This is a genomic window from Nocardia sp. NPDC004860 (assembly GCF_040609015.1).
Taxonomy (GTDB): Bacteria; Actinomycetota; Actinomycetes; order Mycobacteriales; family Mycobacteriaceae; genus Nocardia.
Genome location: NZ_JBEXJI010000035.1, coordinates 64,461 through 90,447 on the forward strand (window position 1 = coordinate 64,461; position 25,987 = coordinate 90,447).

Annotated in this window: 26 protein-coding genes; 14 read left to right on the forward strand and 12 right to left on the reverse strand. The window is 68.9% G+C overall.

Annotation, left to right across the window (positions count from 1 at the left end; translation table 11 throughout):
• Positions 1–63: 63 nt before the first annotated feature.
• Positions 64–723, reverse strand: coding sequence for a hypothetical protein (locus tag ABZV44_RS39155; protein ID WP_354848259.1), 660 nt, complete (start codon positions 721–723; stop codon positions 64–66).
• 143 nt (positions 724–866) lie between these two features.
• Here ABZV44_RS39155 and ABZV44_RS39160 point away from each other — a divergent pair, with 143 nt between their 5' ends.
• From ABZV44_RS39160 to chrA, 3 genes are all read left to right on the forward strand, one after another.
• Positions 867–1,289, forward strand: coding sequence for a hypothetical protein (locus tag ABZV44_RS39160; protein ID WP_354848262.1), 423 nt, complete (start codon positions 867–869; stop codon positions 1,287–1,289).
• Positions 1,290–1,872: 583 nt separating this feature from the next.
• A complete protein-coding gene (locus ABZV44_RS39165; RefSeq protein ID WP_354848265.1) occupies positions 1,873–2,601 on the forward strand; it encodes a hypothetical protein in 729 nt (242 codons plus the stop codon).
• Between the two features lie 83 nt (positions 2,602–2,684).
• Positions 2,685–3,824 carry a chromate efflux transporter gene (gene chrA / locus ABZV44_RS39170; RefSeq protein WP_354848268.1) on the forward strand — a complete coding sequence of 380 codons (1,140 nt, stop codon included), beginning with the start codon at positions 2,685–2,687 and terminating at the stop codon, positions 3,822–3,824.
• Between the two features lie 6 nt (positions 3,825–3,830).
• On the opposite strand, the gene ABZV44_RS39175 is transcribed toward chrA, so the two are convergent.
• Positions 3,831–4,412, reverse strand: a complete 582-nt coding sequence (locus ABZV44_RS39175; RefSeq protein ID WP_354848271.1) for a TetR family transcriptional regulator — start codon at positions 4,410–4,412, stop codon at positions 3,831–3,833.
• Between the two features lie 119 nt (positions 4,413–4,531).
• Here ABZV44_RS39175 and ABZV44_RS39180 point away from each other — a divergent pair, with 119 nt between their 5' ends.
• The 9 genes from ABZV44_RS39180 to ABZV44_RS39220 all read left to right on the forward strand — a co-directional run bounded on the left by ABZV44_RS39180 (position 4,532) and on the right by ABZV44_RS39220 (position 12,641).
• Positions 4,532–5,698, forward strand: coding sequence for a hypothetical protein (locus ABZV44_RS39180; RefSeq protein ID WP_354848273.1), 1,167 nt, complete (start codon positions 4,532–4,534; stop codon positions 5,696–5,698).
• A gap of 222 nt (positions 5,699–5,920) precedes the next feature.
• The gene (locus ABZV44_RS39185; RefSeq protein ID WP_354848276.1) at positions 5,921–7,423 is read left to right on the forward strand and encodes an amino acid permease; all 1,503 of its coding nucleotides are present in this window, start codon (positions 5,921–5,923) and stop codon (positions 7,421–7,423) included.
• Positions 7,420–8,517 (forward strand): alpha-hydroxy acid oxidase, encoded by a 1,098-nt coding sequence (locus ABZV44_RS39190; protein ID WP_354848279.1) that lies wholly within the window; start codon positions 7,420–7,422, stop codon positions 8,515–8,517. The genes ABZV44_RS39185 and ABZV44_RS39190 overlap by 4 nt, the downstream gene beginning before the upstream one ends.
• Positions 8,514–8,873, forward strand: a complete 360-nt coding sequence (locus ABZV44_RS39195; RefSeq protein WP_354848281.1) for a RidA family protein — start codon at positions 8,514–8,516, stop codon at positions 8,871–8,873. Before ABZV44_RS39190 ends, ABZV44_RS39195 begins: the two co-directional genes overlap by 4 nt.
• Positions 8,870–9,874 (forward strand): hypothetical protein, encoded by a 1,005-nt coding sequence (locus tag ABZV44_RS39200; RefSeq protein WP_354848284.1) that lies wholly within the window; start codon positions 8,870–8,872, stop codon positions 9,872–9,874. The genes ABZV44_RS39195 and ABZV44_RS39200 overlap by 4 nt, the downstream gene beginning before the upstream one ends.
• A gap of 97 nt (positions 9,875–9,971) precedes the next feature.
• On the forward strand, positions 9,972–10,304 hold the full coding sequence (locus ABZV44_RS39205; protein WP_354848287.1) for a DUF732 domain-containing protein: 333 nt from the start codon (positions 9,972–9,974) through the stop codon (positions 10,302–10,304).
• A gap of 174 nt (positions 10,305–10,478) precedes the next feature.
• Positions 10,479–11,081 carry a dihydrofolate reductase family protein gene (locus tag ABZV44_RS39210; protein WP_354848290.1) on the forward strand — a complete coding sequence of 201 codons (603 nt, stop codon included), beginning with the start codon at positions 10,479–10,481 and terminating at the stop codon, positions 11,079–11,081.
• Positions 11,078–11,419, forward strand: a complete 342-nt coding sequence (locus tag ABZV44_RS39215) for a YciI family protein (RefSeq protein WP_354848293.1) — start codon at positions 11,078–11,080, stop codon at positions 11,417–11,419. Before ABZV44_RS39210 ends, ABZV44_RS39215 begins: the two co-directional genes overlap by 4 nt.
• A gap of 1 nt (position 11,420) precedes the next feature.
• Complete coding sequence (locus tag ABZV44_RS39220; protein ID WP_354848295.1) at positions 11,421–12,641, forward strand: RNA polymerase sigma factor; 1,221 nt, start codon at positions 11,421–11,423, stop codon at positions 12,639–12,641.
• A 137-nt stretch (positions 12,642–12,778) separates the two neighbouring features.
• Here the strand turns inward: ABZV44_RS39220 and ABZV44_RS39225 are convergent, their stop codons facing one another.
• The 10 genes from ABZV44_RS39225 to ABZV44_RS39270 all read right to left on the reverse strand — a co-directional run bounded on the left by ABZV44_RS39225 (position 12,779) and on the right by ABZV44_RS39270 (position 22,971).
• The gene (locus tag ABZV44_RS39225) at positions 12,779–13,507 is read right to left on the reverse strand and encodes an enoyl-CoA hydratase/isomerase family protein (protein ID WP_354848297.1); all 729 of its coding nucleotides are present in this window, start codon (positions 13,505–13,507) and stop codon (positions 12,779–12,781) included.
• 209 nt (positions 13,508–13,716) lie between these two features.
• Positions 13,717–14,913 carry a VWA domain-containing protein gene (locus tag ABZV44_RS39230; RefSeq protein ID WP_354848299.1) on the reverse strand — a complete coding sequence of 399 codons (1,197 nt, stop codon included), beginning with the start codon at positions 14,911–14,913 and terminating at the stop codon, positions 13,717–13,719.
• Positions 14,910–15,560 carry an SRPBCC family protein gene (locus ABZV44_RS39235; RefSeq protein WP_354848302.1) on the reverse strand — a complete coding sequence of 217 codons (651 nt, stop codon included), beginning with the start codon at positions 15,558–15,560 and terminating at the stop codon, positions 14,910–14,912. The genes ABZV44_RS39230 and ABZV44_RS39235 overlap by 4 nt, the downstream gene beginning before the upstream one ends.
• 13 nt (positions 15,561–15,573) lie before the next feature.
• Positions 15,574–16,461 (reverse strand): MoxR family ATPase, encoded by an 888-nt coding sequence (locus ABZV44_RS39240; protein ID WP_354848305.1) that lies wholly within the window; start codon positions 16,459–16,461, stop codon positions 15,574–15,576.
• The gene (locus ABZV44_RS39245; protein WP_354848308.1) at positions 16,458–17,051 is read right to left on the reverse strand and encodes a nucleotidyltransferase family protein; all 594 of its coding nucleotides are present in this window, start codon (positions 17,049–17,051) and stop codon (positions 16,458–16,460) included. Before ABZV44_RS39245 ends, ABZV44_RS39240 begins: the two co-directional genes overlap by 4 nt.
• Positions 17,048–17,941, reverse strand: coding sequence for an XdhC family protein (locus tag ABZV44_RS39250; RefSeq protein ID WP_354848310.1), 894 nt, complete (start codon positions 17,939–17,941; stop codon positions 17,048–17,050). The genes ABZV44_RS39245 and ABZV44_RS39250 overlap by 4 nt, the downstream gene beginning before the upstream one ends.
• Positions 17,942–17,958: 17 nt before the next feature.
• On the reverse strand, positions 17,959–20,349 hold the full coding sequence (locus tag ABZV44_RS39255) for an aerobic carbon-monoxide dehydrogenase large subunit (protein ID WP_354848313.1): 2,391 nt from the start codon (positions 20,347–20,349) through the stop codon (positions 17,959–17,961).
• Positions 20,346–20,864, reverse strand: coding sequence for a (2Fe-2S)-binding protein (locus tag ABZV44_RS39260; RefSeq protein ID WP_354848315.1), 519 nt, complete (start codon positions 20,862–20,864; stop codon positions 20,346–20,348). Before ABZV44_RS39260 ends, ABZV44_RS39255 begins: the two co-directional genes overlap by 4 nt.
• Positions 20,865–20,866: 2 nt before the next feature.
• On the reverse strand, positions 20,867–21,757 hold the full coding sequence (locus ABZV44_RS39265) for a xanthine dehydrogenase family protein subunit M (protein WP_354848318.1): 891 nt from the start codon (positions 21,755–21,757) through the stop codon (positions 20,867–20,869).
• A gap of 80 nt (positions 21,758–21,837) precedes the next feature.
• Complete coding sequence (locus ABZV44_RS39270) at positions 21,838–22,971, reverse strand: XdhC/CoxI family protein (RefSeq protein WP_354848321.1); 1,134 nt, start codon at positions 22,969–22,971, stop codon at positions 21,838–21,840.
• A gap of 64 nt (positions 22,972–23,035) precedes the next feature.
• On the opposite strand from ABZV44_RS39270, the gene ABZV44_RS39275 reads away from it, so the two are divergent.
• A complete protein-coding gene (locus ABZV44_RS39275; protein WP_354848324.1) occupies positions 23,036–23,992 on the forward strand; it encodes a LysR family transcriptional regulator in 957 nt (318 codons plus the stop codon).
• A gap of 49 nt (positions 23,993–24,041) precedes the next feature.
• Positions 24,042–25,985 carry a glycoside hydrolase family 15 protein gene (locus tag ABZV44_RS39280; RefSeq protein WP_354848326.1) on the forward strand — a complete coding sequence of 648 codons (1,944 nt, stop codon included), beginning with the start codon at positions 24,042–24,044 and terminating at the stop codon, positions 25,983–25,985.
• Positions 25,986–25,987: the final 2 nt, after the last annotated feature.

Below are 25,987 nucleotides of genomic sequence, written 5' to 3' on the forward strand. Positions count from 1 at the left end.
CGTAGGCCCGCGGGTTCGAGTCCAGCGGCGGTTTCGGCCCGGCACGCCGGACTCGACGCGCCCCTAGCTATTGGGGAAGCCGACCTTCGCCAGCGCGGTGGTCCAGTCGGTGGCGATCGCCACCTGGGCGTCGACCAGTGCCACCTTGCCATTGCAGATCAGGGTGTGCAGCTTGGTCTCCACACCGTCCTTCGGATTGTTCGGCCCGGCGCCGGCCTGGTGGCCCGGTGACGGCGGCTCGACCCAGATATTGCGCGGATCATTGGGGTCGCCGCCCAGCTCCAGCGAGATCAGGTGGTCGTACTCGGCATCGCGGGGGTCGCCGGTGTAGTCGTAGGACTTGATATTGGCGGCCTTCTCCGGATTCGTGATCGACGTGTTGGGCCGAATCGAGGCGGTATAGCCCGACTTACAGATGGTGCCGGCCAGATTCGCCGCTGTCACTGTGGGATTCGTCGCGCCCGGGGTGCAGTTCGGGTCGGGCAGCGGCTGGCCGTCGGCGGTCTTGCGGTAGTGGCAGCTGCCGGGCGCGGGCTGCGCCGCCACCGTGTACGTGCCCTGGGGACCGGGGCCGACCGGAATCGTGCCCTCCTTCTCCTTGGGCGCGGGCTGCGGAACCGCTTGTGCCGGTGCATTGGCCGGATGGGTGGCCTCCCCCTTCGAGCACGCGACCGTCAAACCCAGGACCAGCAGGGCCATCGCAAGCCCTTTGTGCGCCTTCATAACTTCCCCTGCTCGAGCCGGATAGCCGCCTAATTGTGCGCTATCCCTTGGGGATCGGCCACCCGCCACGGCGACACTCCGAGCAGAGTTGCGGAACCCGGTTACCCGCCGGACAATACATACCGACCGGTTATGCTGCGACGATGACAGCAGATCTGTCGCACTCCCCCGCGGCAATCCAACCAGTCGGCTCCAATGGCATTCGGGCCCGCGCCCTCGCGCTGGCCGCCCTGCTGCTGGGCTCGGGCGTCCTGCACTTCGTCGCACCCAAGCCCTACGACACCCTGATCCCACCCCAGCTCCCGGGCAAACCCCGCACCTACACCCAGGTTTCGGGCGTGGCCGAACTGGCCTCCGGCGCGCTGCTCGTGCTGCCCCGCACTCGCGGCCTGGGCGCGCGCCTGGCCGCGCTGATCTTCCTCGCTGTCTTCCCCGGCAACCTGTTCATGGCCGCCGACTGGCTGCGCAGCAATCGCCCGCTGCCGCTGAAAATCGGCGCGCTGCTGCGCCTCCCGCTCCAGATTCCGCTGATCACGACCGCCCGCAAGATCTACCGCGGCGTGTGACCGGGCGTGCGCCCACCCGAGCGGACCGCTGCCGCCCAGCATGAATCTGAACCGTAGCGAATCCACAGTTGCTGATGTGTTGTCGGAGAACAGAACACATCCGTTGTCATAGTCCGTGTCAGCGTGGGCGAGGACCGGGACGGTCATCAGCCGAACCCCGAAACCGAGGGGAGCGAGGGTCTTTACGAGGGCATTTCGAGCAATCTCACGACGGGTACCCGTCACTGTCTCTAGGGCGGATGAATCCCGACCCGGAAATGATCTGGGTTCGCGGTGAAATAGCCGGTCCGAACCGTCTCCGAACCGAGATCCGAATGCGCCCCAGTTAACAGGAAATTGACAGCTTTCCGCTGGAAATGTCTCGAGGTTCGTGTCGATGTAATTGTCTATGACCCCGATTCAGGCCCCTTCACCGCACGCACGGTGGTTCTGGATCGCGGCCGGCAGTTTCGTCGCCGTGATCTCCCTGGCAGCCCTCAGCGCTCCCACTGCGTTCGCCACGTCTCATGATCAGGCCGGCGTCGGCCAGGTACCCGAGATCACGGCACCCAGCGCGACTGTGATTGCTCCGCACCCTATTTCGGTGACGGCCATCGCCCAGCAGATGCAGACCGCCATCCAGGCGGCCTCGCCCGGCACCAGTGTCGGCATCGACGTGGTGGACACCACCACCGGGGCGGCCATCGCCAGTCTCAATGCCGACGAGCAGTTCTACACCGCCTCGGTGGTCAAGCTGCTCATCGCCCTGGACGCGTTGAAAACCCAGAACTGGCAACCGGATCCGGACACCATGACCCAGATCACCCGGATGCTGGCCACCAGTGACGACGACATCGCCGACGAGATGTGGGACAACGGCGGCAACAACGCCATCATCGATCGCATGGTCGCCGCCATCGGACTGTCCGCGACCACCGCGCCGGACGACACCGCCCAATGGGGCGAAACCCTCACCACGCCACGAGATGTGGTCTCCGTCTTCCACTACATCACCACCGCGATCCCGGCCCCGGCCCGGGACCTGATCGTCGGCGCGCTGCACAACGCCTCCGAGACCGCCGCCGACGGCACCGACCAGTACTTCGGCATCCCCGATGCCCTCACCGGTGCGACCTGGGCGGTCAAACAGGGCTGGATGGATCTGGACTCCTCGACCACCCTGGACACCACCGGTCTGGTCTCCCCCTCCCCCGATCAGCCCTACCGCTATGCCGTGGCGGTGCTGTCCACTCAGCCCGCGGGCACCAGCTGGTCGGTGGCGGGCGCGGCCCTCACCGCCGGGGTGACCCTGCTGCACGCCACCCTGAAGTGAGCCCGCCGACGCCGTACCGAGCATCGTCGCCGACCGAGGGTTAAGGTCGGCCGTCGGATTCGGGAGACGGAGGAGGAGCCGGAGTGGTCACGCTGTGGACGATCGCCCGCGAATGGGGGCGCATCGGCTGCCTCGGCTTCGGCGGGCCACCCGCACACATCGCCCTGCTCCGGGACCTGTGCGTGCGGAGGCGCGGCTGGCTCGACGCGGGGGAGTTCGAGGACGCCATCGCCGCGACCAATCTGCTTCCCGGACCGGCCTCGACGCAGCTGGCGATCTATACCGCCTGGCGACTGCGCGGCACCGCAGGGGCGCTCGTCGGCGGATGCTGTTTCATCGCACCGGGTTTGGCACTGATTCTGATCCTGGCCGCGGTATTCCTGGCGGCGGGCAGCCCGGTGTGGGTGCGGGGCGCCGCGGCCGGGGCGGGCGCGGCGGTCGCCGCCGTCGCGGTGCATGCTGCGATGGGCCTGCTTCCGGCCGGCTGGAGGCGCGCGGGCAACGGCCGAGCCGCTCGGGCCCGCTGGATCGCCTATGCCGCACTGGGAATCGTCTCGGCCGCGGTCCTGGGACCGTGGCTGGTCCTGGTCTTGATCGGGGCCGGGCTGGTCGAGGTGGGGATACGCGGCGGCCTGTCCCCGAGCCGGGTATCCGCGTGGCCGCTGGCATCGGCGGCCGGGCCGGCCATCGGCGGCCTGGCAGCGCTGTGCTGGGTGGCCTTCAAGGTGGGCGCGCTGTCCTACGGCGGGGGCTTCGTCATCATTCCGCTCATGCAGGCCGATGCGGTCGACCGCTACGGCTGGATGACCGGAGCGCAATTCCTGAATGCCGTTGCGCTCGGCCAGATCACGCCGGGCCCGGTGGTGCAGACGGTGGCGGTGGTCGGGTACGCGGCCGCGGGTGTGCCGGGCGGATTGCTGGCCGCCGCGGTCGCTTTCGCGCCGTCGTTCGCCTTCGTGCTGGCCGGCGGCAAGTACTTCGACCGGCTGCGGGCCGACCAGCGCGTACAGGCGTTCTTCACCGGTGCCGGACCTGCGGTCATCGGGGCGATCGCGGGCTCCGCGATCCCGCTCGCCCTTGCGCTGCACCACCTCTGGCAGTTCGCGGTGCTCGCGGCTGCCGCGGCGTGGCTATTGGCGGCACGCCGCGGTGTGGTGAGCGCCCTGCTGGGCGCGGGCGCGCTCGGGGTGGCCGCGGCGCTGGCGGGCCGGCCGGTCGGCTGACGTGCGTCAGACCGTGATGCCGAGTGCTCCGGCGACCGCGCGGGTGAGGTGGTCGGTCACCTGGGCGCGGCTCCAGTGGCGGTGTTCGGTGAGGTCGTAGACCACGCGCTCGTCGAAGATGGTGATCCACAGCAGCACCGCGTAGGTGAGGTCGTATTCGGCTGTCTTGCCCTGCAGCGCAAGGGCATTGAGCACCTCGGCGAGCATGTCGTGCAGGGCGGTGATGGACTCGTCGCCGTCGGCCAGCCGTTCGATGAAGCCCCGGGAGCTGCGGATGTAGCGCACGGCCGGACCCCACTGCCCGGCCTGGTCCACCCAGGTACGGCAGCAGCGGTGGAACCGTTCCACCGGATCGGGGCCGGCGTCGACGGCGGCCAGCGCCTGCACCAGATGTTCAATGGCGCGGCGGTGGAAGGCCTGCAGGGCGTCCTGCGGGGTCGGGAAATGCCGGTACGCGGTGGCCACGCCGACACCCGCCGCGGCGGCGAGTTCCGGGATGGAGAAACCGATCCGGCCCGCCTCCAGCAGGCTCTGGACCGCGTCGACCAGCAGCACGCGGCTGCGCTGGGCGTCACTGCGGGTGTTCACGGGCACGCCTCCATCCTGCGCGAGCGCGACGCGGTATCGGTGCACGGCACTCGAGTAGAGAAGTTCTTCTCAGTTTCGTATTCTCTAACAGAGAAGATCTCCTCAGTTAGGAGGCCGGGATGCGGGCAGCCGCACCGGGTGCGCTGCTGGTGCTGATCATGGCGCAGCCGAACATGGCCACCGGGATGATGCCGTACTACCGGCACGCCTGGACGCTCGCACCCCTGCTCATCACCGTGATCTTCGCCGCCTACCTGTTCGCGCTGACCCCGGCGCTCGCACTGGTGGGCACGCCGCCCACCCGACGGGGCTGGTGGTGGCGCATCGGGATGGGCAGCGGGTTCGGCATCGCCGCGGATGTGGCCATGGCCGTGGCACATTCGCCGTGGCCGGTGGTCGCCGCGCGGATCTGCGCGGGGCTGTCGGTGGGGTTGGTGACCGGCTCGCTGGCCGGATTGATCCTGGAACACAAGGGCGAACGCGGGCGCACGGCCCTGGCGGTGGCGACCGTGCTCGGCTCGGCGCTGGGGACGATCGCGGCCGCGGTCGTGGCGCAGTATCTGCCCGCACCCGGGGCGACCGTCTATATGGGCCACGCGATCCTGCTCGCGGTGACCGCGATGGCGGTGCTGAGCGATCGTGCGGCGCGCCCGGCGATCGCCGGGCGCGCGGCCGCGGCTCCCGAGACCGCCGAACCGCGAATCGCCGGATACCTCAGCGGCATTGCCGCCTGGGTGTCCGCGGGACTGGTCGTCGCCCTGCTGCCGAGTTACGGCGCGGAGCTGCTGGGCACGAAGAATCTCGCCCTGCTGGCGCTGCCCGTCACGCTGTATCTGGTGAGCGCCTGGCTGGCGCAACGCCTGATCGCGCCGACCGGACTCGCCGCCGAACCCGTTGCGGCGCAATGGATCATCATCGCCGGCGTCGCGCTCGCGGCGGCCGTGTCCTGGCTGCCCAGCCCGGCGCTGCTGCTGTGCGGCGGCGCGGTGGCCGGTTTCGGGCAGGGCATCGCCTATCGCTCCGGGCTCCGGATCGTCAGTGCCGCAACACCTCCCGATCAGCACGCTCGGGCCGCCGCGCGCTTCGCGGGCGTGGCCTACGCGTGCGCGGCGGTCGCGACGGTGGGCTTCGGAGCCATCGCGACCGTGGCGTCCATGCGCGACGCGGTGCTCGCCGCCGCGGTCGTCCTCGTTCTGGTGGCCACGACCACCGCAGTCGTCCGTCGGCGCGCAACGGCGCGTGCCACGGACTCCGTTCCCACTCCGCAGATCTCGACAACCGCATAATTCTTCCGCCGCCATATTCGACGCATCGAATGGAACGGCACAATTGATCGCGCGCGAATTCCGATCGCGTGCAATTCAGCATGCCCGCAATGCTTTACATTGCCGAATACTCCAGATTTCGACGAAACGAAGTCGTTACGCGAGTTCACCGCCACATAAACTCCGGCCGTTTCACTGGAATACATCAGGTCCAAAGACATTCTCTCCGAATGGATTCCAGAAATGGCAGCACAAACTCGGGCCGGCGCGACTCCGGCAACCCCGGCCGCCGACGGAACGCTCACCCGCAGCCTCGGCCGGGTGGACCTCATCGCCATGGGCGTCGGCACCATCGTGGGCGCGGGCATCTTCGTCACCACCGGCATTGCCGCCGCGACCAAGGCGGGACCGGCCATCGTCCTGTCGTTCGTGCTGGCCGGGGCCATCTGCGCGCTGGTGGCGCTGTGCTACAGCGAACTCGCGTCCATGACGCCGCTCTCCGGCAGCGCGTACACCTATACCCGCGGCACGCTGGGCGAGGTGCCCGCGTTTCTGGTCGGCTGGAATCTGCTGCTCGAATACGCGGTGGCGGCATCGGCCATCGCCATCGGCTGGTCCGGATTGTTCGGGGCCGCCCTGGATTCCTTGTTCGGAGTGACACTGCCCAAGGCGATTTCCGCAGGCCCGAGTGACGGTGGCGTCATCAATCTTCCGGCGGTCCTCATTGTCGCGGCGCTGATCGGCGTGCTCGTGCTCGAGGTCGGACTCACCGCCGTCGTGGTGAAAACTCTGGTGGCCTTGACCATCGGCGTCCTCGTCCTGGTGATCGCGGTGGGCGCGCCCCATCTGCATCCCGGCAACTGGTCGCCGTTCCTGCCCTTCGGCGTGCACGGCATCGCGGCCGGCGCGGCGCTGGCGTTCTTCGCGTATCTCGGTTTCGATGTCGTCGCCACCTCCGCCGAGGAGACCCGCGATCCGCGCCGTGATCTGCCGTGGGGCATCATCGGCTCGGTCGTCGTCGCCACCGCCCTCTACGTGGCCGTGAGCGCTGTATTGACCGGTGTCGCACCGTATTCCACCCTCGGCAATGCCGCACCGGTGGCGACCGCACTGGCCGCCGTGGGGGCCGGATGGATCGGCAAGGTGATCCTGGTGGCCTCGGTGGTCGCGCTCACCAAGGGACTGCTCATGGTGTGCTACGGCCCGACCCGCCTGGTGTTCGCCATGAGCCGGGACGGCATGGTCCCGAAGGCGCTGTGCCGCACCGGTTCCCGGGGCACGCCCGTCCGGCTGAGCCTGCTGCTCGGCACGGTCGTCGCCGCGGTGGCCGGGCTGCTACCCATCGGCACGGTGGCGGAGCTGGTCAATATCGGCGCGCTGTTCGCGTTCGTGATCGTGGCCGTGGGCGTGCTCGTCCTGCGCCGCACCGCACCCGGCCGCCCGCGTCCTTTCCGGGTGCCCTTCCTGCCCGTGGTGGCCGTCTGCGCCATCGCCGGATGCGTCTGGCTGGCGACCACATTCGAGGCGCTGACCTGGTTGCGGTTCGTGATCTGGAGCGCGGCGGGAGTCGCACTGTATCTGTTCTACGGTCGCAGCCACGCGAGCGCCGTCCACGGCCCGACCGCCACGGCGCTCGATCCACCCCGGGTGCCCGATCCGAGCCCGGCACCCGATCCCACCCCGGCGACGGCCGATTCGAGCGCACTGACCACTACCGCGACGGTGACCACCGGAGGTGCGGCGTGACCGCGCAACTCGACAGCTTCTACCCGACCCGCGTCGACTTCGGCACCCTCGACGAGATCCGTCACGCGGCCGCGACCGCGCTCCCCGCCGACGTCCTGGACTTCATGGAGGGCGGCGCGGGTAAGGAGATCACCCTGCGGGAGAACCGGCTCGCCTTCGACCGCTGGCGCATCCTGCCCGCGCCGATGAGCGGGGTGGGCGCGCCCTCGATCCGCACCGAATTCCTCGGAATGCCCCTGGAGACACCGCTTCTCACCGCACCGTTCGGCGGTGACGCGCTGTTCCATCCGGACGGGCATCCGGCCGTGGCCCGGGCCGCGCAGGCCCGGGGAGCGCTGTCCGTCGTGCCGGAGGCGGGCAGCTTCTCCTATCAGCGGGTACGCGCCGCCGCACCGCGCGCCGCCCGGATCGCGCAGGTGCATCCCTTCGGGCACGCGGCCGCGGTCGCGGACCGGGTGGCGCGACTGGGCTACGACGCGCTGTGCGTCACCCTCGACTGCCCGGTCGGCGGCTTCCGCACCCGCAATATGGCCAATCGCTTCGACCCCGATCAGCGGCACTTCGGCGGGAATCTGACCGGCGAGGACGGCGCTCCCGGCGTGGCGGAGATCTTCGGGCAGCTGCTCAAACGCGGTGACATGGTGTGGGATTGGGCCGAGCTGGCCGGCGCCGCCACCGGGTTCGGGCTGCCCTGGATCGCCAAGGGCGTGCTCACCCCCGCCGCGGCCGAACGCGCCCTGGCCATCGGCGCGAGCGCCCTGGTCGTATCCAATCACGGTGGCCGCCAAGTCGATCCGGCCCCGGCGAGCCTGGACATGCTGCCGCGCATTCGCGCCGCGGTGGGCCCGGAGACACCCATCCTGCTGGACAGCGGCATCCGCACCGGCAGCGATGTGTACCTGGCGCTCGCGCTGGGCGCGGACGCGGTGATCCTGGGCCGCGCGGCCATCTACGGCCTGGCCGCGGCCGGGGAGGCCGGAGTGGATCGGGTACTGGAGCTCCTCACCGAGGAGCTGCGCACCCTGATGATCCTGTCCGGCGCGGCCACCCTCGCCGAGATCGACGCCACCCGGGTCATGCGAGCCGCCCCGTGAGCGCATTCCCGTTGGCCCGCACCGCGTCCGGGCTCGTGTTCACCTCCGGCCTGGCCGCCGTCGACCCGGACACCCTGACCGTCACCACCGCATCCTTCGAGGGCCAGACCGCCGAGGTCTTCCGGCAGCTCGACGCCGCCCTCACCGCGGCGGGCAGCGGCCGCGCGCACGTACTGCGGCTGGACTGCTACCTGTCCGATCGCCGCTGGTTCCCCGGCTGGAACTCCGCCTTCCGCACGCATTTCCCGACGGCCGCACCGGCGCGGATCACCACCGTCACCACCCTGCCCATCGACGGGCTGCTCATCGAAATCCAGGCGATCGCCGTCGCCACCGCTCAGGAAGATCGATCATGACCGCAGTCACCCCGCTCGTCCAACCGCAGTCCGCCCTCGGCGATTTCACCATCCGAGACGTCATCGAGGGCCAGACCGCCGGCCAGCTCATCGTCGCCGCCGACGACTGGGGCTGGTGGGTCACCCTGCTGGGCGGCGACACCGTCGCGCCCACCACCGGCATCCAGCAGACCGTCGCCGAGGGGCTGGTGCGCGCCGGCTTCCTGCTCCGGCGCGGGCGCCGCTACCAGCTCACCCACACCGGCCACGATGTCGGCAAGAACCGCGGCTTCGTGCGGGTGGCCGTGCGCGGGTGGGAACCCACCTTCCGTCAGCTGTCGGACAGCCCGCACCGCGAATACATTCCCGCCGCCACCGAACCCGGCGAGGTGGCTCGCGGCTGCACCGATATCGCGCGGCGGCGGCCGGAGATCTTCGAGGCCATCGGGCACGCCATCGCGGCCGGAACACCCGGCTGCACCATCGATCTCGGCTGCGCCGACGCCGGGCGGGTGCTCGCGCTGGCCGGAATCGCCGAGCGAGAACGGTTCCTCGGCGTCGACATCGAGGACGGCGTGATCGCCTCGGCCACCGCCGAACTCACCGCGCGCGGGCTCGGCGACCGCATCACCCTGCTCGCCGGATCGGTGCAGCCCGAACCGGAACCGCCCGCCTGGCTGGCCACCGTCGACCGCGATGCCGTCACCACCGCCATGTCGTTCTTCCTGCTGCACCAATTGGCCAGCGACGGTGACGGCATCGCCGCGGTGCTGCGCGGCTGGATGGACTGGTTCCCCAACCTGCGGCGGCTGGTGATCGGCGACGGCTACCTGCTCGAGGCCCCGTATTGGACACAGCAGCCGTGGTTCTCGCCCACCTACGAGATCTATCACGCGGTCACCGGCGTGCGACTGTGGACGCGCCAGGAGTACGAGCAGGCCTTCGCCGAACTCGGCTGGTCCGTGCGGCGGCGGCTCGAGGATCACACCATGCTGGTGACCAGCATTCTGGAACGCGACTGACCCGAATTCCCCGGCCAGAGCTCCGGTCGGCTTCGCGCATGGCCGGGGCCGGCCCGGGGTAGGCTCGCCGGGTTCGTTCGATGTTGAAGGAGAGTTCGTGGGTAAAAAGAGCCGTCTCGCTTCGGGTTTCGGAGTGATGGCTGCAGGGGTCGCGTTGCTGGGGGCGGCCGCGGGAGTGGCCGGGGCGGAGCGCGCACTGACCGCGCCGGAGCAGGTGTTCGTGAGCTACCTGCAGGAGCGCGGTGAGCTGCTGACCGATCAGGATCAGCAGCTCGCGGCCATCGATGTCGGCAAGGCCGACTGCGCGGCCATCGCTTCGGGCATGACCAAGGAGCAGCTGTCCGAACAGCTTCCGGGTGGGGCGGCCGAGAAGGAGGAGGCCGTGCTGTTCCTCGACGCGGCCACCGCGCCGGGGAGCCTGTGCGGCTGAGCTGAGCCGCGGACGTGACGAGCCTGCGGGCGCTGCCGGAAACGGCGGCGCCCGCAGGTTTTTCCGGGCCCGGACGGGTCCGACTGATTTCCGCGGCGGTGTCGTGATCGCGGCAGCCCGTTCGTGTAGAGGGTGAGCCCGGCAATCTGGCCGGGTCGCAGCCAAGGAGCGAACATGGGCAGGATCATCGCGGTCGTCAACCTCACCCTCGACGGCGTCATGCAGGCACCGGGCCGGGCCGACGAGGACACCCGGAACGGATTCACCGGCGGCGGCTGGGCACACCGGTACGCCGACCCGGTCCAGGGCCGCGTCATGGGCGAGCACATGGCCGCGCACAGCGACGGCGGCCTGCTGTTCGGCCGTCGCACCTATCAGGACTTCTTCGGATTCTGGCCGCACCAGACGGACAATCCGTTCACCGAGGTGCTGGACAAGGCGGAGAAGTTCGTCTGCTCCCGCACCCTCGCCGAACCGTTGCCGTGGCAGAACTCGACCCTGCTGCCCGGCGACGGGGTCGCGGCCGTGCGCGCGCTCTGCGCCGGGCGGCCGGACCTGGATCTGGTGGTCCTCGGCAGCGGCGAGTTGCTGCGCTGCCTCATGCGCGCGGGCATGATCGACGAGTACCTGCTCTCGATCCACCCGTTGACGGTCGGTCCCGGCGCGCGCCTGTTCGACGGCGTCGACGCGGGCCCGCTGCGGCTGACCGACAGCGTCACCACGACGACCGGTGTCCTCATCGCCACCTATCGTCCCGCCGGAGAGGAGTCGCGTTGACCGAGTACCTGCTCAGCGTCTACCAGCCCGATGACACCGCGCCGCCGGACAACCTCGACGAGATCATGAGCGAGCTGACGGCACTCGATGCGGAGATGCGGGAGTCCGGGGTATGGGTGTTCGCGGCCGGGCTGCACGCGCCGAGTACCGCCACCGTGCTGCGCGCGCAGGGCTCGGAGGTACTCGTCACCGACGGGCCCTTTGCCGAAAGCAAGGAGCACATCGGCGGTTTCACCGTCATCCGCGCCGCCGACCTGGACGGGGCGCTGGACTGGGGTCGCCGCATGGCACGCGTCATCGGGCTGCCGATCGAGGTCCGGCCTATCCAGGACAGCTGACATGCCTTCCGGCACAGTCGATGTCGCGGCCGTCTTCGCCGAGCACTACGGCCGCGCGGTGGCCTCCCTGATCCGCGTCTTCGGCGATGTCGATATCGCCGAGGACGCGGTGCAGGACGCCTTCGCCACCGCCGTGCAGCGCTGGCCGCGCGATGGGCTGCCGCCGAGTCCACCCGGCTGGATCATCACCACGGCCCGTAATCGCGGGGTGGACCGGCTGCGCCGCGAGGCCGCCCGCGCGGACAAGTACGCCCAGGCCGCGCTGCTCCGGGCAGAGGGCGAACCGATCGAGGAGGGCGCGGTGCGCGACGACCGGCTGCGCTTGATGTTCACCTGCTGTCATCCGGCGCTGTCCCGCCAGGCTCAGGTGGCGTTGACCCTCCGCCTGCTGGGCGGGCTGTCCACGGCGGAGGTCGCCCGGGCCTTCCTGGTTCCGGAAACGACCATGGCGCAACGCCTCACCCGGGCCAAGGGCAAGATTCGCGATGCCCGGATCCCGTATCGGGTGCCGTCCGACGCCGAACTGCCCGCCCGGCTCGACGCCGTGCTCGCGGTCGTCTACCTGATCTACACCGAGGGCCACACCGCCACCGCCGGTGAGCGCCTGACCCGCGCCGACCTGTGCGCCGAGGCCATCCGGCTGACCCGGGTGCTGGCCGAACTCATGCCGGACGAACCCGAGGTCCACGGCCTGCTCGCGCTGCTCTTGCTCAGCGAATCACGCAGTGCCGCACGCACCTCCGGGACCGGCGAGCTCATGCCCCTCCCGGAGCAGGATCGAAGTCTCTGGGACACAGCCCTGATCGCCGAGGGCCACGCTCTGGTCCGAGAATGCCTGCGGCGCAACCAGCCCGGCCCGTACCAGATCCAGGCCGCGGTCAACGCCGTCCACACCGACGCCCGCACCGCCGCCGACACCGACTGGCCGCAGATCCTCCAACTCTACGACCAGCTCCTCACCTTCACCCCGAGCCCGGTGGTGCGGCTCAACCGCGCGGTGGCCGTCGCCGAGGTCGCCGGACCCGCAGCCGCGCTGACCGAACTGGACCAGTTGGACCTCGACGACCAGCACCTCTTCCATGCCGTCCGCGCCGATCTCCTGCACCGCCTCGGCCGGAATGCCGAAGCCGCACAGGCATACCGCGCCGCAATCGCCCACGCCCGCAACGACACCGAACGCGAGTTCCTCATCGCCCGCGCCGAGGCGGCACGCACTGCCTGACCCGATGGACCCGACCTGTCCCGACGCACCCAGCCCGACCCAATGGACCGAGTCTGCTCACCCCGGCCGGGTGCTACTCGGTGCATCGCGCTCAGCGGTCCCGGTGCGTCAGGCTCGCTGTTCTCGGTGTGTCACCCTCAGCGCTTGGTCAGGCGCTCCACCGAGTCGTCCGGCAGCCCGAACTGCATGTCTGTCTCCGCCTTCAACGCCTCGGCGCGTCCGAGTTCCCGCGAATTCGCGTAGAGCGACTTGTAGATTCGGTTCGAACCGGCCGAGTTGGCGGTGATCTGCGTGGCCAGGTGGGCCACGAATTCGTCCAGCCCCTCGTCGGGCACCGCGTGGTTCACCAGGCCCATGTCCGCGGCCTCGACACCACTGAACCGCCGGGCGGTGAAGCTGAGTTCCTTGGCCCGGGCCATGCCCACCCGCTCCGGCAGCCGCACCGACATGCCCCACAGCGGAGCCAGCCCCCACTGACTGTGCGTATCCCCGAATTGCGCGTTCTTCCCCGCGACCAGCAGGTCGCAGGCCAGGGCCAGTTCGAGCCCACCGGTGAAGCAGTGCCCGCGGATCTTGCCGATCACCGGCGCCGGGAACGCCTCGAGCCGGGCAATGGTCTCCGCCTCGTGGTAACGGGACGCCAGCGCGTCGCCGGCGGCGAGCGACTCCAGATCGTGTCCGGCGCAGAAGGATCGGCCCGCGCCCGTCAGGATCACGCACCGGACGTCCGCGCCGGCCAGCGCGTCCAGATGCGCCGCCAGCTCCTCGAACGAGGCCGCCGTCAGTGCGTTCAACTTCTCGGGACGGTTCAGGGTCAGGGTGGCGACGCCATCCTCGACTGTCCGGAGCACGAGCTCAGCACTCATGAGAATTGCCTTTCCTTCGACCGTATCCGGCCGCCGACGCGCACGCCATCGACCGGATACCGAATTCGACTGTCTCGGTCCGGCTTCAGGCTACGGCCGATGATCTCCTTCAGGAGCTCAGGTGGGCTCGCGCACTGGCGATCCGAGGTGGCTCTTGCTTGCCGAACTGCACGAACCTCTGGTCCGACGAGTCCCACGCACACTTGCCATCAGGTGACGATCGTCGATGTCAGGGTTTGCATGAACGCATGGATGCCCGCCAGTGTGTGCGCCGGCATCATGATGTCGCAGAACGGCAGCGCCGCCGCCATCGCACCGGTGGCCGGCTGGAATCGGAGGTCGCCGGCACGGGGATTGAGCCAGATGACGCGCCAGGCCCGGCGTCGGATCCGGGCCATCGCGCGGGCGAGGACGTCGGGCGTGTCACTGTCCCAGCCGTCCGATGCGATGACGACGACAGCGCCGCGCACAGCGTTGCCGGACGGTGTCGCGAGCAACGTACCGAGGCACCGGCCGATATGCGTGCCGCCGTAGCGGTCGGCCACCTTGTCGTTGGCCCGGGCCACCGCGACATCCGGGGAACGGTGCGCCAGCACCGAGGTCAGCCTGGTCAGCGAGGTGGAGAAGGCGAACACCTCGGGGCGGTCGGGCGAACGGCGCTGCATCGCTGCCCGCATCAGGTGCAGGTAGAGCGTCGAATACGGCTGCATCGAGCGGCTGACGTCGCAGATCATGACGATTCGGCGCGGGCGGCGCCGGTGACGAGTGCGGACCAGTACCGCCGGCTCCCAGCCGGTGCGGCGGGAGTGGTCCATCGTCGCCCGGAAGTCGATCCGCTTGCCGTGCGGATCGTGTGCGTCGCGCCTGCTCCGACGCTGCGGCCACCGCGCCGACGCCTGCTCCAGCCAGGCGCCGACCGTCCGCAGGTCGTCCGGATCGAAGCTGGCGAACGGTTCCTGTTCCCGGGCCGCGAACCGGCTCGGCAGCACGTCCGGCAGCGCCACGCTCCGGTCGGTCGATCGGTCGGCGCCCGTCGCTGATTGCAGTGTCGCCCAAGGGACTTCACCGCTCTGCCCGGACTGCCCGCGACCGCCCGTGCCCGGCGCCGGCGCCCGTTCGGTCGGCAGTCCGTGCGTTCGGCTCGGCGGGTCCACACCCAGCACCGCGTCGGCGAACACCGTCGCGAAGACCGCGTCGAAGGCGGCGAGATCCTGCATGCGATCGACGAGCGTGAGTCGCGCAGCCCAATAGAGTTCGGTGCGCGACCGCGGCGCCATGCGACGCAAGGCCTGTACGAACAGTGCGGGCCCGCTCGGCGCCACCGCGACGCCACCACGCCGCAGCCGCGCGACCACCGCGACAGCGAACGCGGCCAGATCGACCCGCAGCAGTGCCGCTCGCGTCATCGCTTCCCGCGCATCTGCCTGCGTACCAGGATGATTCCGAGCACGGCCGCGAGCACGAACGCGATGACGGGCGCGTACTTCCTGATCATCGCGGGCCCGACGAGCTCGACCAGATCGAGCGGCGCCGGCTCGGTTTCCGCGACCGGTTGCGGCCGTGCCGCTCGGCTGTCCGGTCCGGCCGTCGCTGCTGTGGCGGCCGAATCGCCCGCTGCGAGCTTCTCTTCCAGAGAGGCGACGAACTGACCGATCATCTTCTCCGACACCTGCTGCAACATCCCGCTGCCGAACTGGGCGAGCTTGCCGACGATCTTGAGGTCGGTGTCCACGGTGACGCGGGTCTCGTCGCCGTCTTCGCGCAGTTGCGTGGTGATGGTCGCCGCCGCGTTTCCGGATCCGCGTGAATCCCGGCCGCTGCCGGTGATGACGGCGCGATGGTCGTGTTCGTCGCGCTCGACGAAATTCGCCTTCCCGGTGAATTCACTGGTCACCGGGCCGACTTTGACCTTCAGCTTGCCGAGGAAGTCCTCGCCTTCCCAGCCGACCAGCTGTGCCCCGGGCATGAGCGGAACCACCTGTTCGAGATCGGTCAGCACCGCCCAGGCCTGCTCGAGGGGTGCGTGGACGGTGAATTCATTGGCGATCTTCATCGGAGTATCTCTCTCATCCGGTAGCCAGGCTTCTGGTGAATTCGGCGAATGCCTCGTGGACCGTGGTGCGGTCGTCGGGTGTTTTCGCCAGTGCGCTGAGCGCGGCGACCGCCTCCGGCGCGGTGAGGTCGGCGACGTCGAGCGTCACCAGCGCGGCGATCCAGTCGATGGTCTCGGCGACGCCGGGCGGCTTGTCGAGATCGAGATCGCGCGCGCGGCCCACGAATTGGGTGGCGTGCTCGATCAGCGCGTCGGTGGCCCCGGGCACGGTGCGTCGCACGATCGCCACCGCGCGGGCCGGTTCCGGGTAGTCGATCCAGTGGTAGAGGCAGCGCCGCCGCAGCGCGTCGTGCAGGTCACGACTGCGGTTCGAGGTCAGCACGGCGAGCGGCGGATGTTCGGTGACGAAGGTCCCGAGTTCGGGAACGGTCACCGTGGCCTCACCGAGGAATTCGAGCAGCAGCGCTTCGAATTCGTCGTCCGCACGGTCGATTTCGTCGATCAGCAGCACCGGGGGCGTCGGGCCTCGATATCGCACACAGCGCAGGATCGGGCGGTCGACCAGATATGCCTCGGTGAACAGGTCGGCTTCGGTGAGCTCGGCGCCGCGCGCCTCGGCGAGCCGGATGCTGAGCAGCTGACGCTGGTAGTTCCAGTCGTACAGCGCTTCGCTCACGGTGAGGCCCTCGTAGCACTGCAGGCGGATCAGCGGTGCGCCCAGCACGGTGGCCAGGGTCTTCGCCGCCGTCGTCTTGCCCACTCCCGGTTCACCTTCCAGCAGCAGTGGCCGGCCCAGCGTAGTGGCCAGATAGAAGGCGGCGGCGGTTCCGGTATCGAGCAGGTAGTCGTCGGCGTCGAATCGCCGCACCACGTCCTCGATATCGTCGAACGGCGACATCATGGCGACGTCGCGGCGCGCAGGCGCTGGTAGTCGTCCCAGGTGTCGACGTCCAAGGGCATCGGTGCGTCGACGTCGAGTTGCGACACCGGGACGCGGCCCGACTCGATGATCTTCCACACGGCCTTGTCGCCGTGCAATCGCGCCAACTCGCCGAATATGCTGCGACTCAGCCAAAATGGATGCCCGACACCGTCGTGGTAGCGGCAGACCGTGATCACGGCGGACGTTCCCTCGGCGATCAGCCGCTCGACGGTCGCCGCCGGCAGACCCGGTTGATCACCGAGCATCAGCACGATTCCGGCGGCCCGAGGATGTATCAGGTTCAGGGCCGAACGCAACGACGACGAACAGCCTGAACGGAAATCGTCGGCCAGGACGATTTCCACCCCGGTGAGATCGACCTGCTGGGCCACCGCCGCCGCCGCGCCGCCGAGCGTGACGATGATCTGATCGAACGCGCAGGACCGCACCATGTCGAGGGTGGCGCCGAGAACCGTCGTATTCCGGTACGGCAGTAGCTGTTTCGCCGTGCCGAGACGCTCTGAGGTTCCCGCGGCGAGCACCACTCCGGTGACGACCCTGTTCGTCATGAGCCGGTCCTCGTCGCTGCGAAGGAGGTGCGGCAGCCGGAGCTGCAGAACCAGTGGTCGACACCGTCGACGGTGAGATGCGGGGTGTCCGGCCCGACGGTCACGGTCATGCCGCACACCGTATCGAGCACCTCGATCGCGACCTTCGCCGTGCGGGGCGTGACGGCCAGGCCACCTTTGCGGATCGCCTGGATCACTTCCGCGACAATCGACACCGCTATCTCCGCGGACGTCTTGGCGCCGATCGGCAAACCCACCGGGGTGCGGATGCGAGCCCGCTCGGCGTCGGTCAATTCGAGGTCGTCGAGGATCGACGCGCCCCGAATCGTGCTGGCCACCAAGCCGATGTACCCGACACCCGCGTCGAGCGCGACGCGGATCATCTCCGCCTCCGGACCACCGTGGCTGGCGATCACCACCACCGTCGTATCGGCCAGCGAATCCAGCGAGCCGGAGTCGGCAGCACCGCGCCGCACCCCGAAACCCACCAGTTCGCACATGTCGGCCAAGGCATCCGCGATGGGTGTCGCGCCGCAGATGCGGACCAGCGGCGCCGGGATCTGCGGCTCCAGGAAGATCTCCAGCGCTCCACCGGACAGACAGGGATTCACCACCACCGCCGCGCCGGGCGCTTCGGGAAAATGCAGATCGCCGTCGGGCAATACGCGCAGCAGCACACTCTCGTGGGACTGCAGGGCACCCAGCGCCGCCTTGCGGACCGAGTTCTGGGCGCACTGGCCGCCGACGAATCCTTCGATCGTCCCGTCCTGCAACAGGATCGCCTCGTCCCCGGCGTGCGCCGAGGTCGGCTGCTGGGCGCGCACGACGGTCGCGTGCACGAACGGGGTCCGGGTGCGGACCAGCTCCTGGGCACGATCGTTCATCTTCATCGGTGATCCCATCCCACTCAGATGGGCGGTGTGGCCCGGCCCTGCATCGCGTCCCACACCCGCGACGGCGTCAACGGCATGTCGGCATGCCGAACCCCGAACGGCGCCAGCGCATCCACCACCGCGTTGACCACCGCCGCCGGCGATCCGACCGTGGCCGATTCGCCGATGCCCTTCGCGCCGATCGGATGATGCGGCGACGGCGTGACCGTGTACCCGGTCTCGAAATGCGGAACCTCGAGCGCCGTCGGGATGAGGTAGTCCATCAGCGATCCGCCGAGGCAGTTGCCGTTCTCGTCGAAGGCCATGATCTCCATCAGCGCCATGCCGATGCCATCGGTGATGCCGCCGTGCACTTGACCCTCGATGATCATGGGATTGATCCGGGTGCCGCAGTCGTCGACGGCGAGGAAGCGCCGCACCTTCACCACGGCCGTCCCCGGGTCGATGTCGACGACGCAGAAGTACGCACCGTAGGGGAAGGTGAGATTCTCCGGGTTGTAACAGATCTGCGCGTCGAGTCCGCCCTCGATCCCCTCGGGCAGATCACCGGCGCCGTGTGCGCGCATCGCGATCTGCTGGATCGTCACGGCCGCGGACGGATCGCCCTTGACGTGGAACGAGCCCTTCTCCCACTCGAGGTCGGCGACGGAGACCTCGAGCATGCCCGACGCGATGATGCGCGCCTTGTCACGCACCTTCCGCGCCACCAGTGCGGCAGCGGCGCCCGAGACCGGCGTCGACCGGCTGCCGTAGGTGCCGAGGCCGAACGGGGTCTGATCGGTGTCGCCGTGCACAACCTCGATGTCGTCGGGCGGGATGCCGAGTTCCTCGGCGACGATCTGGGCGAACGTCGTCTCGTGCCCCTGCCCCTGAGTCTGAACCGACAGCCGCACAACGGCTTTGCCGGTCGGATGGACGCGCAGTTCGCACCCGTCGGCCATCCCGAGTCCGAGGATGTCCATATCCTTGCGCGGACCCGCGCCCGCGGCCTCGGTGAAGAAGGACATCCCGATGCCCATCAACTCGCCGCGGGCGCGCCTGTCCCGCTGTTCCTTACGCAAGGCGTCGTAGCCGATCATGTCCATCGCCAGACGCATGGTCTTCTCGTAGTCGCCGGAGTCGTAGACCCAGCCGGTCTTGCTCCGGTACGGGAATTGCTCGGCGCGAAGAAGATTCCGCAGCCGCAGCTCGGCCGGATCCATCTTCAGCTCGTAGGCGAGGCAGTCCACCAACCGCTCGACGAAGTAGACGGCCTCGGTGACCCGGAACGAGCACGCGTAGGCGACGCCGCCGGGGGCCTTGTTGGTGTAGACCGCGGTCATCTTGCAGTAGGCGGCCTCGATGTCATAGCTACCGGTGAAGACGCCGAAGAAGCCCGCCGGATACTTCAGCGGCGCGGCCGTGCCGTTGAAGGCGCCGTGATCGGCGAGCACGGTCGACCGGATGGCCAGGATCTTGCCGTCGGTGGTGGCCGCGATTTCGCCGACCATGATGTAGTCGCGGGCGAATCCGGTGCTGGTGAGGTTCTCGCTGCGATCCTCCATCCACTTCACCGGTTTGCCCAGCAACAGCGACCCGACGATGGCGCAGACGTATCCCGGATAGATGGGCACCTTGTTGCCGAACCCGCCGCCGATATCGGGTGAGATCACCCGGATCTTGTGTTCGGGCAGTCCGGCCACCATCGCGTAGATCGTGCGGTGGGCGTGCGGCGCTTGGCTCGTCGACCACAGCGTGAGCTTCCCCGTCACGGGATCGAGATCGGCGACGGCGCCGCAGGTTTCCATCGGGGCGGGATGCACTCGCGGATAGACGATCTCCTGCTCGACCACGACATCGGCGCGCGCGAACACCGCCTCGGTCGCGGCGGCATCGCCTGTCTCCCAGTCGAAGCAGTGATTGTCCCGCTTGCCCTCGAGATCGTCGCGGATCACCGGCGTATCGGGCGCCAGTGCGGTCCGGGCATCGATCACCGGATCGAGCATCTCGTACTCGACATTGATGAGCTCCAACGCATCACGCGCGGAGTAGCGATCCTCGGCGACGACGAAGGCCACCTCCTGGCCCTGGAATCGGACCTTGTCCGTCGCCAGCACGGCCTGCACATCGTTGGACAGCGTCGGCATCCAGGCCAGACCCTTCACGGCGAGATCCGCACCGGTGACGACCGCCTTGACCTTCGGATGTGCCTGTGCCGCTGAGACATCGACGCTCACGATCCGCGCGTGCGCGAACGGGGAACGCAGTATCGCCATATGCAGCATGCCGGGCAGCTGCACGTCGTCGACGTAGTTGCCGCGACCGCGAATGAACCGCGGATCCTCCTTGCGGAGCATCCTGCCGTGACCGCACGGCTTGCGGTCGTTGTCGACTCGGTCTTCGGGCCGGGGCTCGACGGCGGTCATGACGTGCTCCCTACCGGGGTCGGCGTGGCAGCGGGTTCGGGCTCCACCGCTTCGCCTCGTTGCTTCGCAGCGGCCCACTGGATCGACCGCACGATGGTCGTATATCCGGTGCAGCGGCAGATCTGGCCCGAGATCGCCTCGCGAATGGTCTGCTCGTCGGGATTCGGATCACGGTCGAGCAGGGCGCGGGCGGTGATCAGCATTCCCGGCGTGCAGAAGCCGCACTGCAACCCGTGACACTGCATGAAGCCCTCCTGCACGGGATCGAGCCGGCCGTCCACCTCGAGCCCCTCGACAGTGCGCACCGCGTGGCCGTCGGCCATGACGGCCAGCATCGTGCACGACTTCACCGGTTCGCCGTCGACCTCCACCACACAGGTGCCGCAGTTGCTGGTGTCACAGCCCCAGTGGGTTCCGGTGAGCCGCAACTGATCTCGCAGGAAATGCACCAGCAGGATGCGTGGCTCGACCTCCGCGGTCACCGGCTCGCCGTTGACGGTCATGGTTACCTGCATGGCTAATTCCCTTCCGGCGCAGATTCGTTCAGGACGCGCTCGACCGCGGTACGCAGCACGCGAATCGTCAGTTCGGACGCGAGATGGCGCTTGTAGTCCGCACTGCCGCGGGCATCGGTGACAGGTGAGCACGCCGCGCTCGCGCGGCGGCCCGCCTCCGCGAAAGCGTCTTCGGTGGGCGGCCCGCCGACGAGTGCGTCGACTGCGCCGGCCAGCGCCGCCGGATCGGGGTTGACCGCGGTCAGACCGATCCGTGCGGCCGCTATCGTCTCGCCGCGCAGTGTCACGGTCGCCCCGGCCGCCGCGATCGCCCAGTCGCCGACCCGGCGCTCCACCTTCGCGTAGGCACTCGAGGTCCGATGCCGCACCGGAATTCGGATCTCGATCAGAAGTTCGTTGTGCGCCATGGCGGTTTCGTACGGACCGACCAGGAAGTCGTCCATGGCGATCTCCCGGTCGCCGGACGGTCCGCGCACCAGGCAGGTGGCGCCGAGGACCGTGCAGACGGTGGTGAGATCCTCGGCGGGATCGGCCTGGCACAGCGAGCCGCCGATCGTGCCGCGATTGCGCACGACCGGATCGGCGATCACGCGCTCGGCGTCACGGAAGATCGGGCACACCGTGGCGAGATCGTCGGACTCGAGCAGATACCGATGCCGGACCATCGCACCGATGCGCACCAGGGTCGGATCGGTGACGATGTAGCCCAGTTCGGCAGCCAGGTCGTTGATGTCGATGAGATATTCCGGATTGGCCAACCGCAGCTTCATCATCGGTAGCAGGCTGTGCCCGCCCGCCACGATGCGTGCCTCGTCGCCGAGCCGGTCCAGTAGTCCGATGGCGTGATCCACGCCCGTTGCGCGCTCATATTCGAATGGCCCAGGAACTTGCACGTGATCTACCTCACATCAATGGGAAGAAGCTCAGCCTCTGTCCCGCTGATGCGGTCGTCAAGACCGAGTTAAGCAATCGCTTAACTGGCTGTTTGCGCCCGGTGGTGGATGCGGCCGCCGGTCCGGGTCAGGGACCGACCGTGTCCGCCCCAGCGGCGCGCGATGATCTCCGCCGCGATGGACACCGCCGTCTCCTCGGGTGTCCGGCCGCCCAGATCCAGCCCGATCGGGCTGGCGAGCCTTGCGAGTTGCTCGTCGGTGAGACCTGCCTGTCGCAGCCGGGCCAGCCGCTCGTCGTGCGTGCGGCGGGACCCCATGGCACCGACATAGCCGATCTCCGGCGCGCGCAGGGCCACCTCGAGCAGTGGGACGTCGAACTTGGGATCGTGGGTCAGCACGCAGACGACGGTCTGCGAATCGATCGCACCGGCCGCGATCTGCGCGGCCAGGTAGCGGTGCGGCCAGTCGACGACGACCTCGTCGGCGGTCGGGAACCGGGCGGAGGTGGCGAAGACCGGCCGCGCGTCGCACACCGTCACCCGGTACCCGAGGAACGATCCCTGCTGTGCCAGGGCGGCCGCGAAATCGATCGCCCCGAACACCAGCATCCGCGGCTGCCGGGCATAGCTGGCGACGAAAACCGCCATGCCCTCGCCGCGGCGCTGCCCGTCCGGACCGTAGGACAGCACCTCGCTGCGGCCTGCCGCGAGCAGCCCGCGTGCGTCATCGATCACCGCATCGTCGGCGCGCGCCGACCCCAGGGTGCCGTGCGCGGTGCCCGGCCGGATCAGCAGCCGTCGCCCGATCCGGGCGGCGTCGGGGTGCTCGATGACGGTCGCGACCGCGACCGGGCGGTCAGCGGCGATCTCCGCGGCGACCTCGCCGAGTTCCGGAAACGTCGCCCGCGAGACCGCCTCGACGAAGATGTCGATGATGCCGCCGCAGGTGAGACCGACGGCGAAGGCGTCGTCGTCGGAGATGCCGAACCGCTCCAGCACCGGACGACCGGTCCGGATGACGTCGGTGGCGAGTTCGTAGACCGCGCCTTCGACGCAGCCACCGGAGACCGAACCGCCGACCGTCCCGTCCGAGGCGACCACCATGGCCGCGCCCGGCGGTCGCGGCGCCGAACGGAAGGTCCGCACGACCGTAGCGACCCCCGCCGTGCCCCCGCCGTTCCAGGTTTTCATCAGATCCGTGAGCACGTCCTGCATGGTGCGTCCTCCGGGCGCGATGCGGCTGTAGGCACCGCGTCCACCTCCAAACTAGACTCGGGTTGTGACGCCCGCCCAGCTTCGGGCCTACTCGACGGTGGTGCGGCTCGGCTCCGTCCATGCGGCGGCCAGAGAGCTGGGGATATCCGACGCCGGTGTCTCGACGCACATCGCACAGCTGCGTAAAGAGCTCGACGACCCGCTGTTCACTCGCACGGCGGCCGGGCTGGCCTTCACGCCCGGTGGGTTACGCCTGGCCAGCCGGGCGATCGAGATTCTCGGACTGCAGCGCCAGACCGCCATCGAGGTGAGCGAGGCGGCGCACGGCCGGCGGCTGCTCCGGATCGCGGCCTCGAGCGCGTTCGCCGAACATGCCGCGCCCGGCCTCATCGACCTGTTCGCGGCGCGGGCGAAAGATCTGTCGGTCGAGCTGAGTGTTCATCCCACCAGCCAGTTCCGCAGCTTGATCGAGACCCGTGCGGTGGACATCGCGCTGGGACCCGGGCAGAACGACACCGACGCGGCCATCACCACCCGGCCGTTCCTGAAGTACCAGATCATCTCGGTCGCGCGCCCGGACAGCCCGCTGGCGGACGTCGCACCGTATCCGGCGCTGCTGCGGGAGCAGCAGTGGATGCTGGGCCCCGGCGCCGGCAGTGTCGACGGGCGTATCGCGACGATGCTGCGCGAGTTGGCGATTCCCGAATCACACCAGCGGATCTTCCAGAGCGACGCGGCCGCCCTCGAAGAGGTCCGCCGGGTCGGGGGCATCACCCTCGCGATCGGCTTCGCCGTCTCCTCCGACCTCGCGGCCGGTAGGTTGACCCGCATCAAAGGAGCCGGCCTTCAGGTATCCGACGAGTGGTGCGCGACCACTCTGCCACCCGACACCCGGCAGCCCGCGGTGTCGGAACTGCTGCGGTTCATCGCCACCCCGCGATGCATCCAGGCGATGATCCGCGGGTCGGGGGTCGGAGTCACCCGGTTCCGCCCGAAAGTGCATGTGACGTTGTGGAGTTGACCCTACTGACCGGCCAGATTTCCGCGCCGAGACAACGAGGGAGCAGCACATGGACGACGAGTTCGAACGCACGCCGCGTCTCACGGCCTTCCCGCGCATCGACGACTACGGTTTCATCTCCGACTGCGAGGTCACTGCGCTGATCGCCCCCAGCGGGGCCATCGAGTGGATGTGTCTGCCTCGTATCGACTCCGCCAGTGTGTTTGCGGCCATACTGGATCGCTCCGCCGGTTCGTTCCGGTTCGCCCCGGTCGAATTCATGGTGCCCACCGATCGCCGCTACGTCCCGGGGACGATGGTCATGGAGACGAGTTGGCGCAGTGGCGAAGGGTGGGCGACGGTTCGCGATGCGCTGCTGGTCGGGCCCTGGCGGCATCAGACACCCGGCCACAGCGCCCATCGTCGAACCCCCACCGACTACGACGCCGAGCACATATTGCTGCGGACGGTGCACTGTGAGACCGGGCAAATCCAGTTCGGGCTCGACTGCCAGCCGTCCTTCGACTACGGCAAGAATCATGCCCATTGGGAGTACCTCGACAGTTACTACCTCGCGCAGGCCAGCGCCGACGGGACCGATCTGGAGCTGACGCTCAGCACCGACATGCGCTTGGGACTGGAGGGTACGCACGCGCTTGCGCGCACCCTGCTGAAGGCGGGCGACACCCGCTTCTGCGCGCTCTCCTGGGGTAGTCGCAACGCGCCCACCGCCGCCGAGGAGGCCGAGGAAAGGCTGCTGCGGACGATCCACCATTGGCGGCACTGGCTCGCCGGCGGGCGGTTTCCGGACCATCCGTGGGCGGCCCAGCTGACCCGCAGCGCGCTGACCCTCAAGGGGCTTACTTTCGCGCCCACCGGTGCCATCAGCGCCGCTGCCACCACTTCACTACCCGAAACACCAGGTGGACAACGCAATTGGGACTATCGCTACTCGTGGATCCGTGACTCCGCCTTCGCGCTGTGGGGCCTGTACACGCTGGGCTTCAGCTGGGAGGCGAACGACTTCTTCTCCTACATCACGAACTTGACCGAAGGCGTCCGCGACATGCAGATCGTCTACGGCATCGGCGGCGAAAGCGACCTCACCGAGCAGACCCTCACCCATCTGCGCGGCTACGAGAATGCCAGCCCCGTGCGCATCGGCAACGACGCGTACCGGCAACGCCAGCACGATGTGTGGGGCGCTGCGCTGGACGCGGTCTACCTCTACGCGCGCAACCAGGACCGAATCGACGCGCGCGCCTGGCCGGTGCTGGGCCGGGCGGTCAAGAGCGCCCTCACCTACTGGCGCAAGCCCGACCACGGCATCTGGGAAGTGCGCGGTAAGCCCCAGCACTTCACCTCCAGCAAGGTGATGTGCTGGGTTGCCGCCGACCGCGGTGCCCGGCTGGCCCGCATCCACCAGGACTTCGAACGCGCGCATCGCTGGCAACAGGCCGCGGACGAAATCCACGCCGACATATGCGCTCATGCGGTCGACTCCCGGCAGGTGTTCACCCAGTACTACGGCAGTACGGCGCTGGATGCTTCGGCCCTGCTCATCCCGCTGGTTCGGTTCCTGCCTCCCGACGACGAGCGGGTACGCAACACGGTGTTGGCCATCGCCGACGAATTGACCGACGACGGCCTCGTATTGCGGTACCGAGTCGATGAAACCGACGATGGATGCGCGGGGGAAGAAGGCGCCTTCACGATCTGCTCGTTCTGGCTGGTCTCGGCATTGTCGGAGATCGGCGAAAAGAAACGAGCCAAACAACTGTGCGAGAAACTGCTCGCCTACGCCAGCCCCCTCGGCCTCTACGCCGAGGAGATCAACCCCCGAACCGGCCGGCACTGGGGCAACTTCCCCCAGGCGTTCACCCACCTCGCGCTGATCAACGCCGTCATGCACGTCATCCAGGACGAACAAGCCGTCACGCGGCAAGCACTCGGCGGGGAATCGATCTCCCCGCGACTCGACGATGCATCATTCTCGCTGGGATACATCCGCTAGGC

Excerpts from the sequence above, each read along its gene's own strand:
- ABZV44_RS39155 (WP_354848259.1), bottom strand. The coding sequence starts at position 723 with ATGAAGGCGCACAAAGGGCTTGCGATGGCCCTGCTGGTCCTGGGTTTG.
- ABZV44_RS39160 (WP_354848262.1), top strand. The coding sequence starts at position 867 with ATGACAGCAGATCTGTCGCACTCCCCCGCGGCAATCCAACCAGTCGGC.
- ABZV44_RS39180 (WP_354848273.1), top strand. The coding sequence starts at position 4,532 with ATGCGGGCAGCCGCACCGGGTGCGCTGCTGGTGCTGATCATGGCGCAG.
- ABZV44_RS39185 (WP_354848276.1), top strand. The coding sequence starts at position 5,921 with ATGGCAGCACAAACTCGGGCCGGCGCGACTCCGGCAACCCCGGCCGCC.
- ABZV44_RS39200 (WP_354848284.1), top strand. The coding sequence starts at position 8,870 with ATGACCGCAGTCACCCCGCTCGTCCAACCGCAGTCCGCCCTCGGCGAT.
- ABZV44_RS39210 (WP_354848290.1), top strand. The coding sequence starts at position 10,479 with ATGGGCAGGATCATCGCGGTCGTCAACCTCACCCTCGACGGCGTCATG.
- ABZV44_RS39220 (WP_354848295.1), top strand. The coding sequence starts at position 11,421 with ATGCCTTCCGGCACAGTCGATGTCGCGGCCGTCTTCGCCGAGCACTAC.
- ABZV44_RS39225 (WP_354848297.1), bottom strand. The coding sequence starts at position 13,507 with ATGAGTGCTGAGCTCGTGCTCCGGACAGTCGAGGATGGCGTCGCCACC.
- ABZV44_RS39230 (WP_354848299.1), bottom strand. The coding sequence starts at position 14,913 with ATGACGCGAGCGGCACTGCTGCGGGTCGATCTGGCCGCGTTCGCTGTC.
- ABZV44_RS39235 (WP_354848302.1), bottom strand. The coding sequence starts at position 15,560 with ATGAAGATCGCCAATGAATTCACCGTCCACGCACCCCTCGAGCAGGCC.
- ABZV44_RS39240 (WP_354848305.1), bottom strand. The coding sequence starts at position 16,461 with ATGATGTCGCCGTTCGACGATATCGAGGACGTGGTGCGGCGATTCGAC.
- ABZV44_RS39245 (WP_354848308.1), bottom strand. The coding sequence starts at position 17,051 with ATGACGAACAGGGTCGTCACCGGAGTGGTGCTCGCCGCGGGAACCTCA.
- ABZV44_RS39250 (WP_354848310.1), bottom strand. The coding sequence starts at position 17,941 with ATGAAGATGAACGATCGTGCCCAGGAGCTGGTCCGCACCCGGACCCCG.
- ABZV44_RS39255 (WP_354848313.1), bottom strand. The coding sequence starts at position 20,349 with ATGACCGCCGTCGAGCCCCGGCCCGAAGACCGAGTCGACAACGACCGC.
- ABZV44_RS39260 (WP_354848315.1), bottom strand. The coding sequence starts at position 20,864 with ATGCAGGTAACCATGACCGTCAACGGCGAGCCGGTGACCGCGGAGGTC.
- ABZV44_RS39270 (WP_354848321.1), bottom strand. The coding sequence starts at position 22,971 with ATGCAGGACGTGCTCACGGATCTGATGAAAACCTGGAACGGCGGGGGC.
- ABZV44_RS39280 (WP_354848326.1), top strand. The coding sequence starts at position 24,042 with ATGGACGACGAGTTCGAACGCACGCCGCGTCTCACGGCCTTCCCGCGC.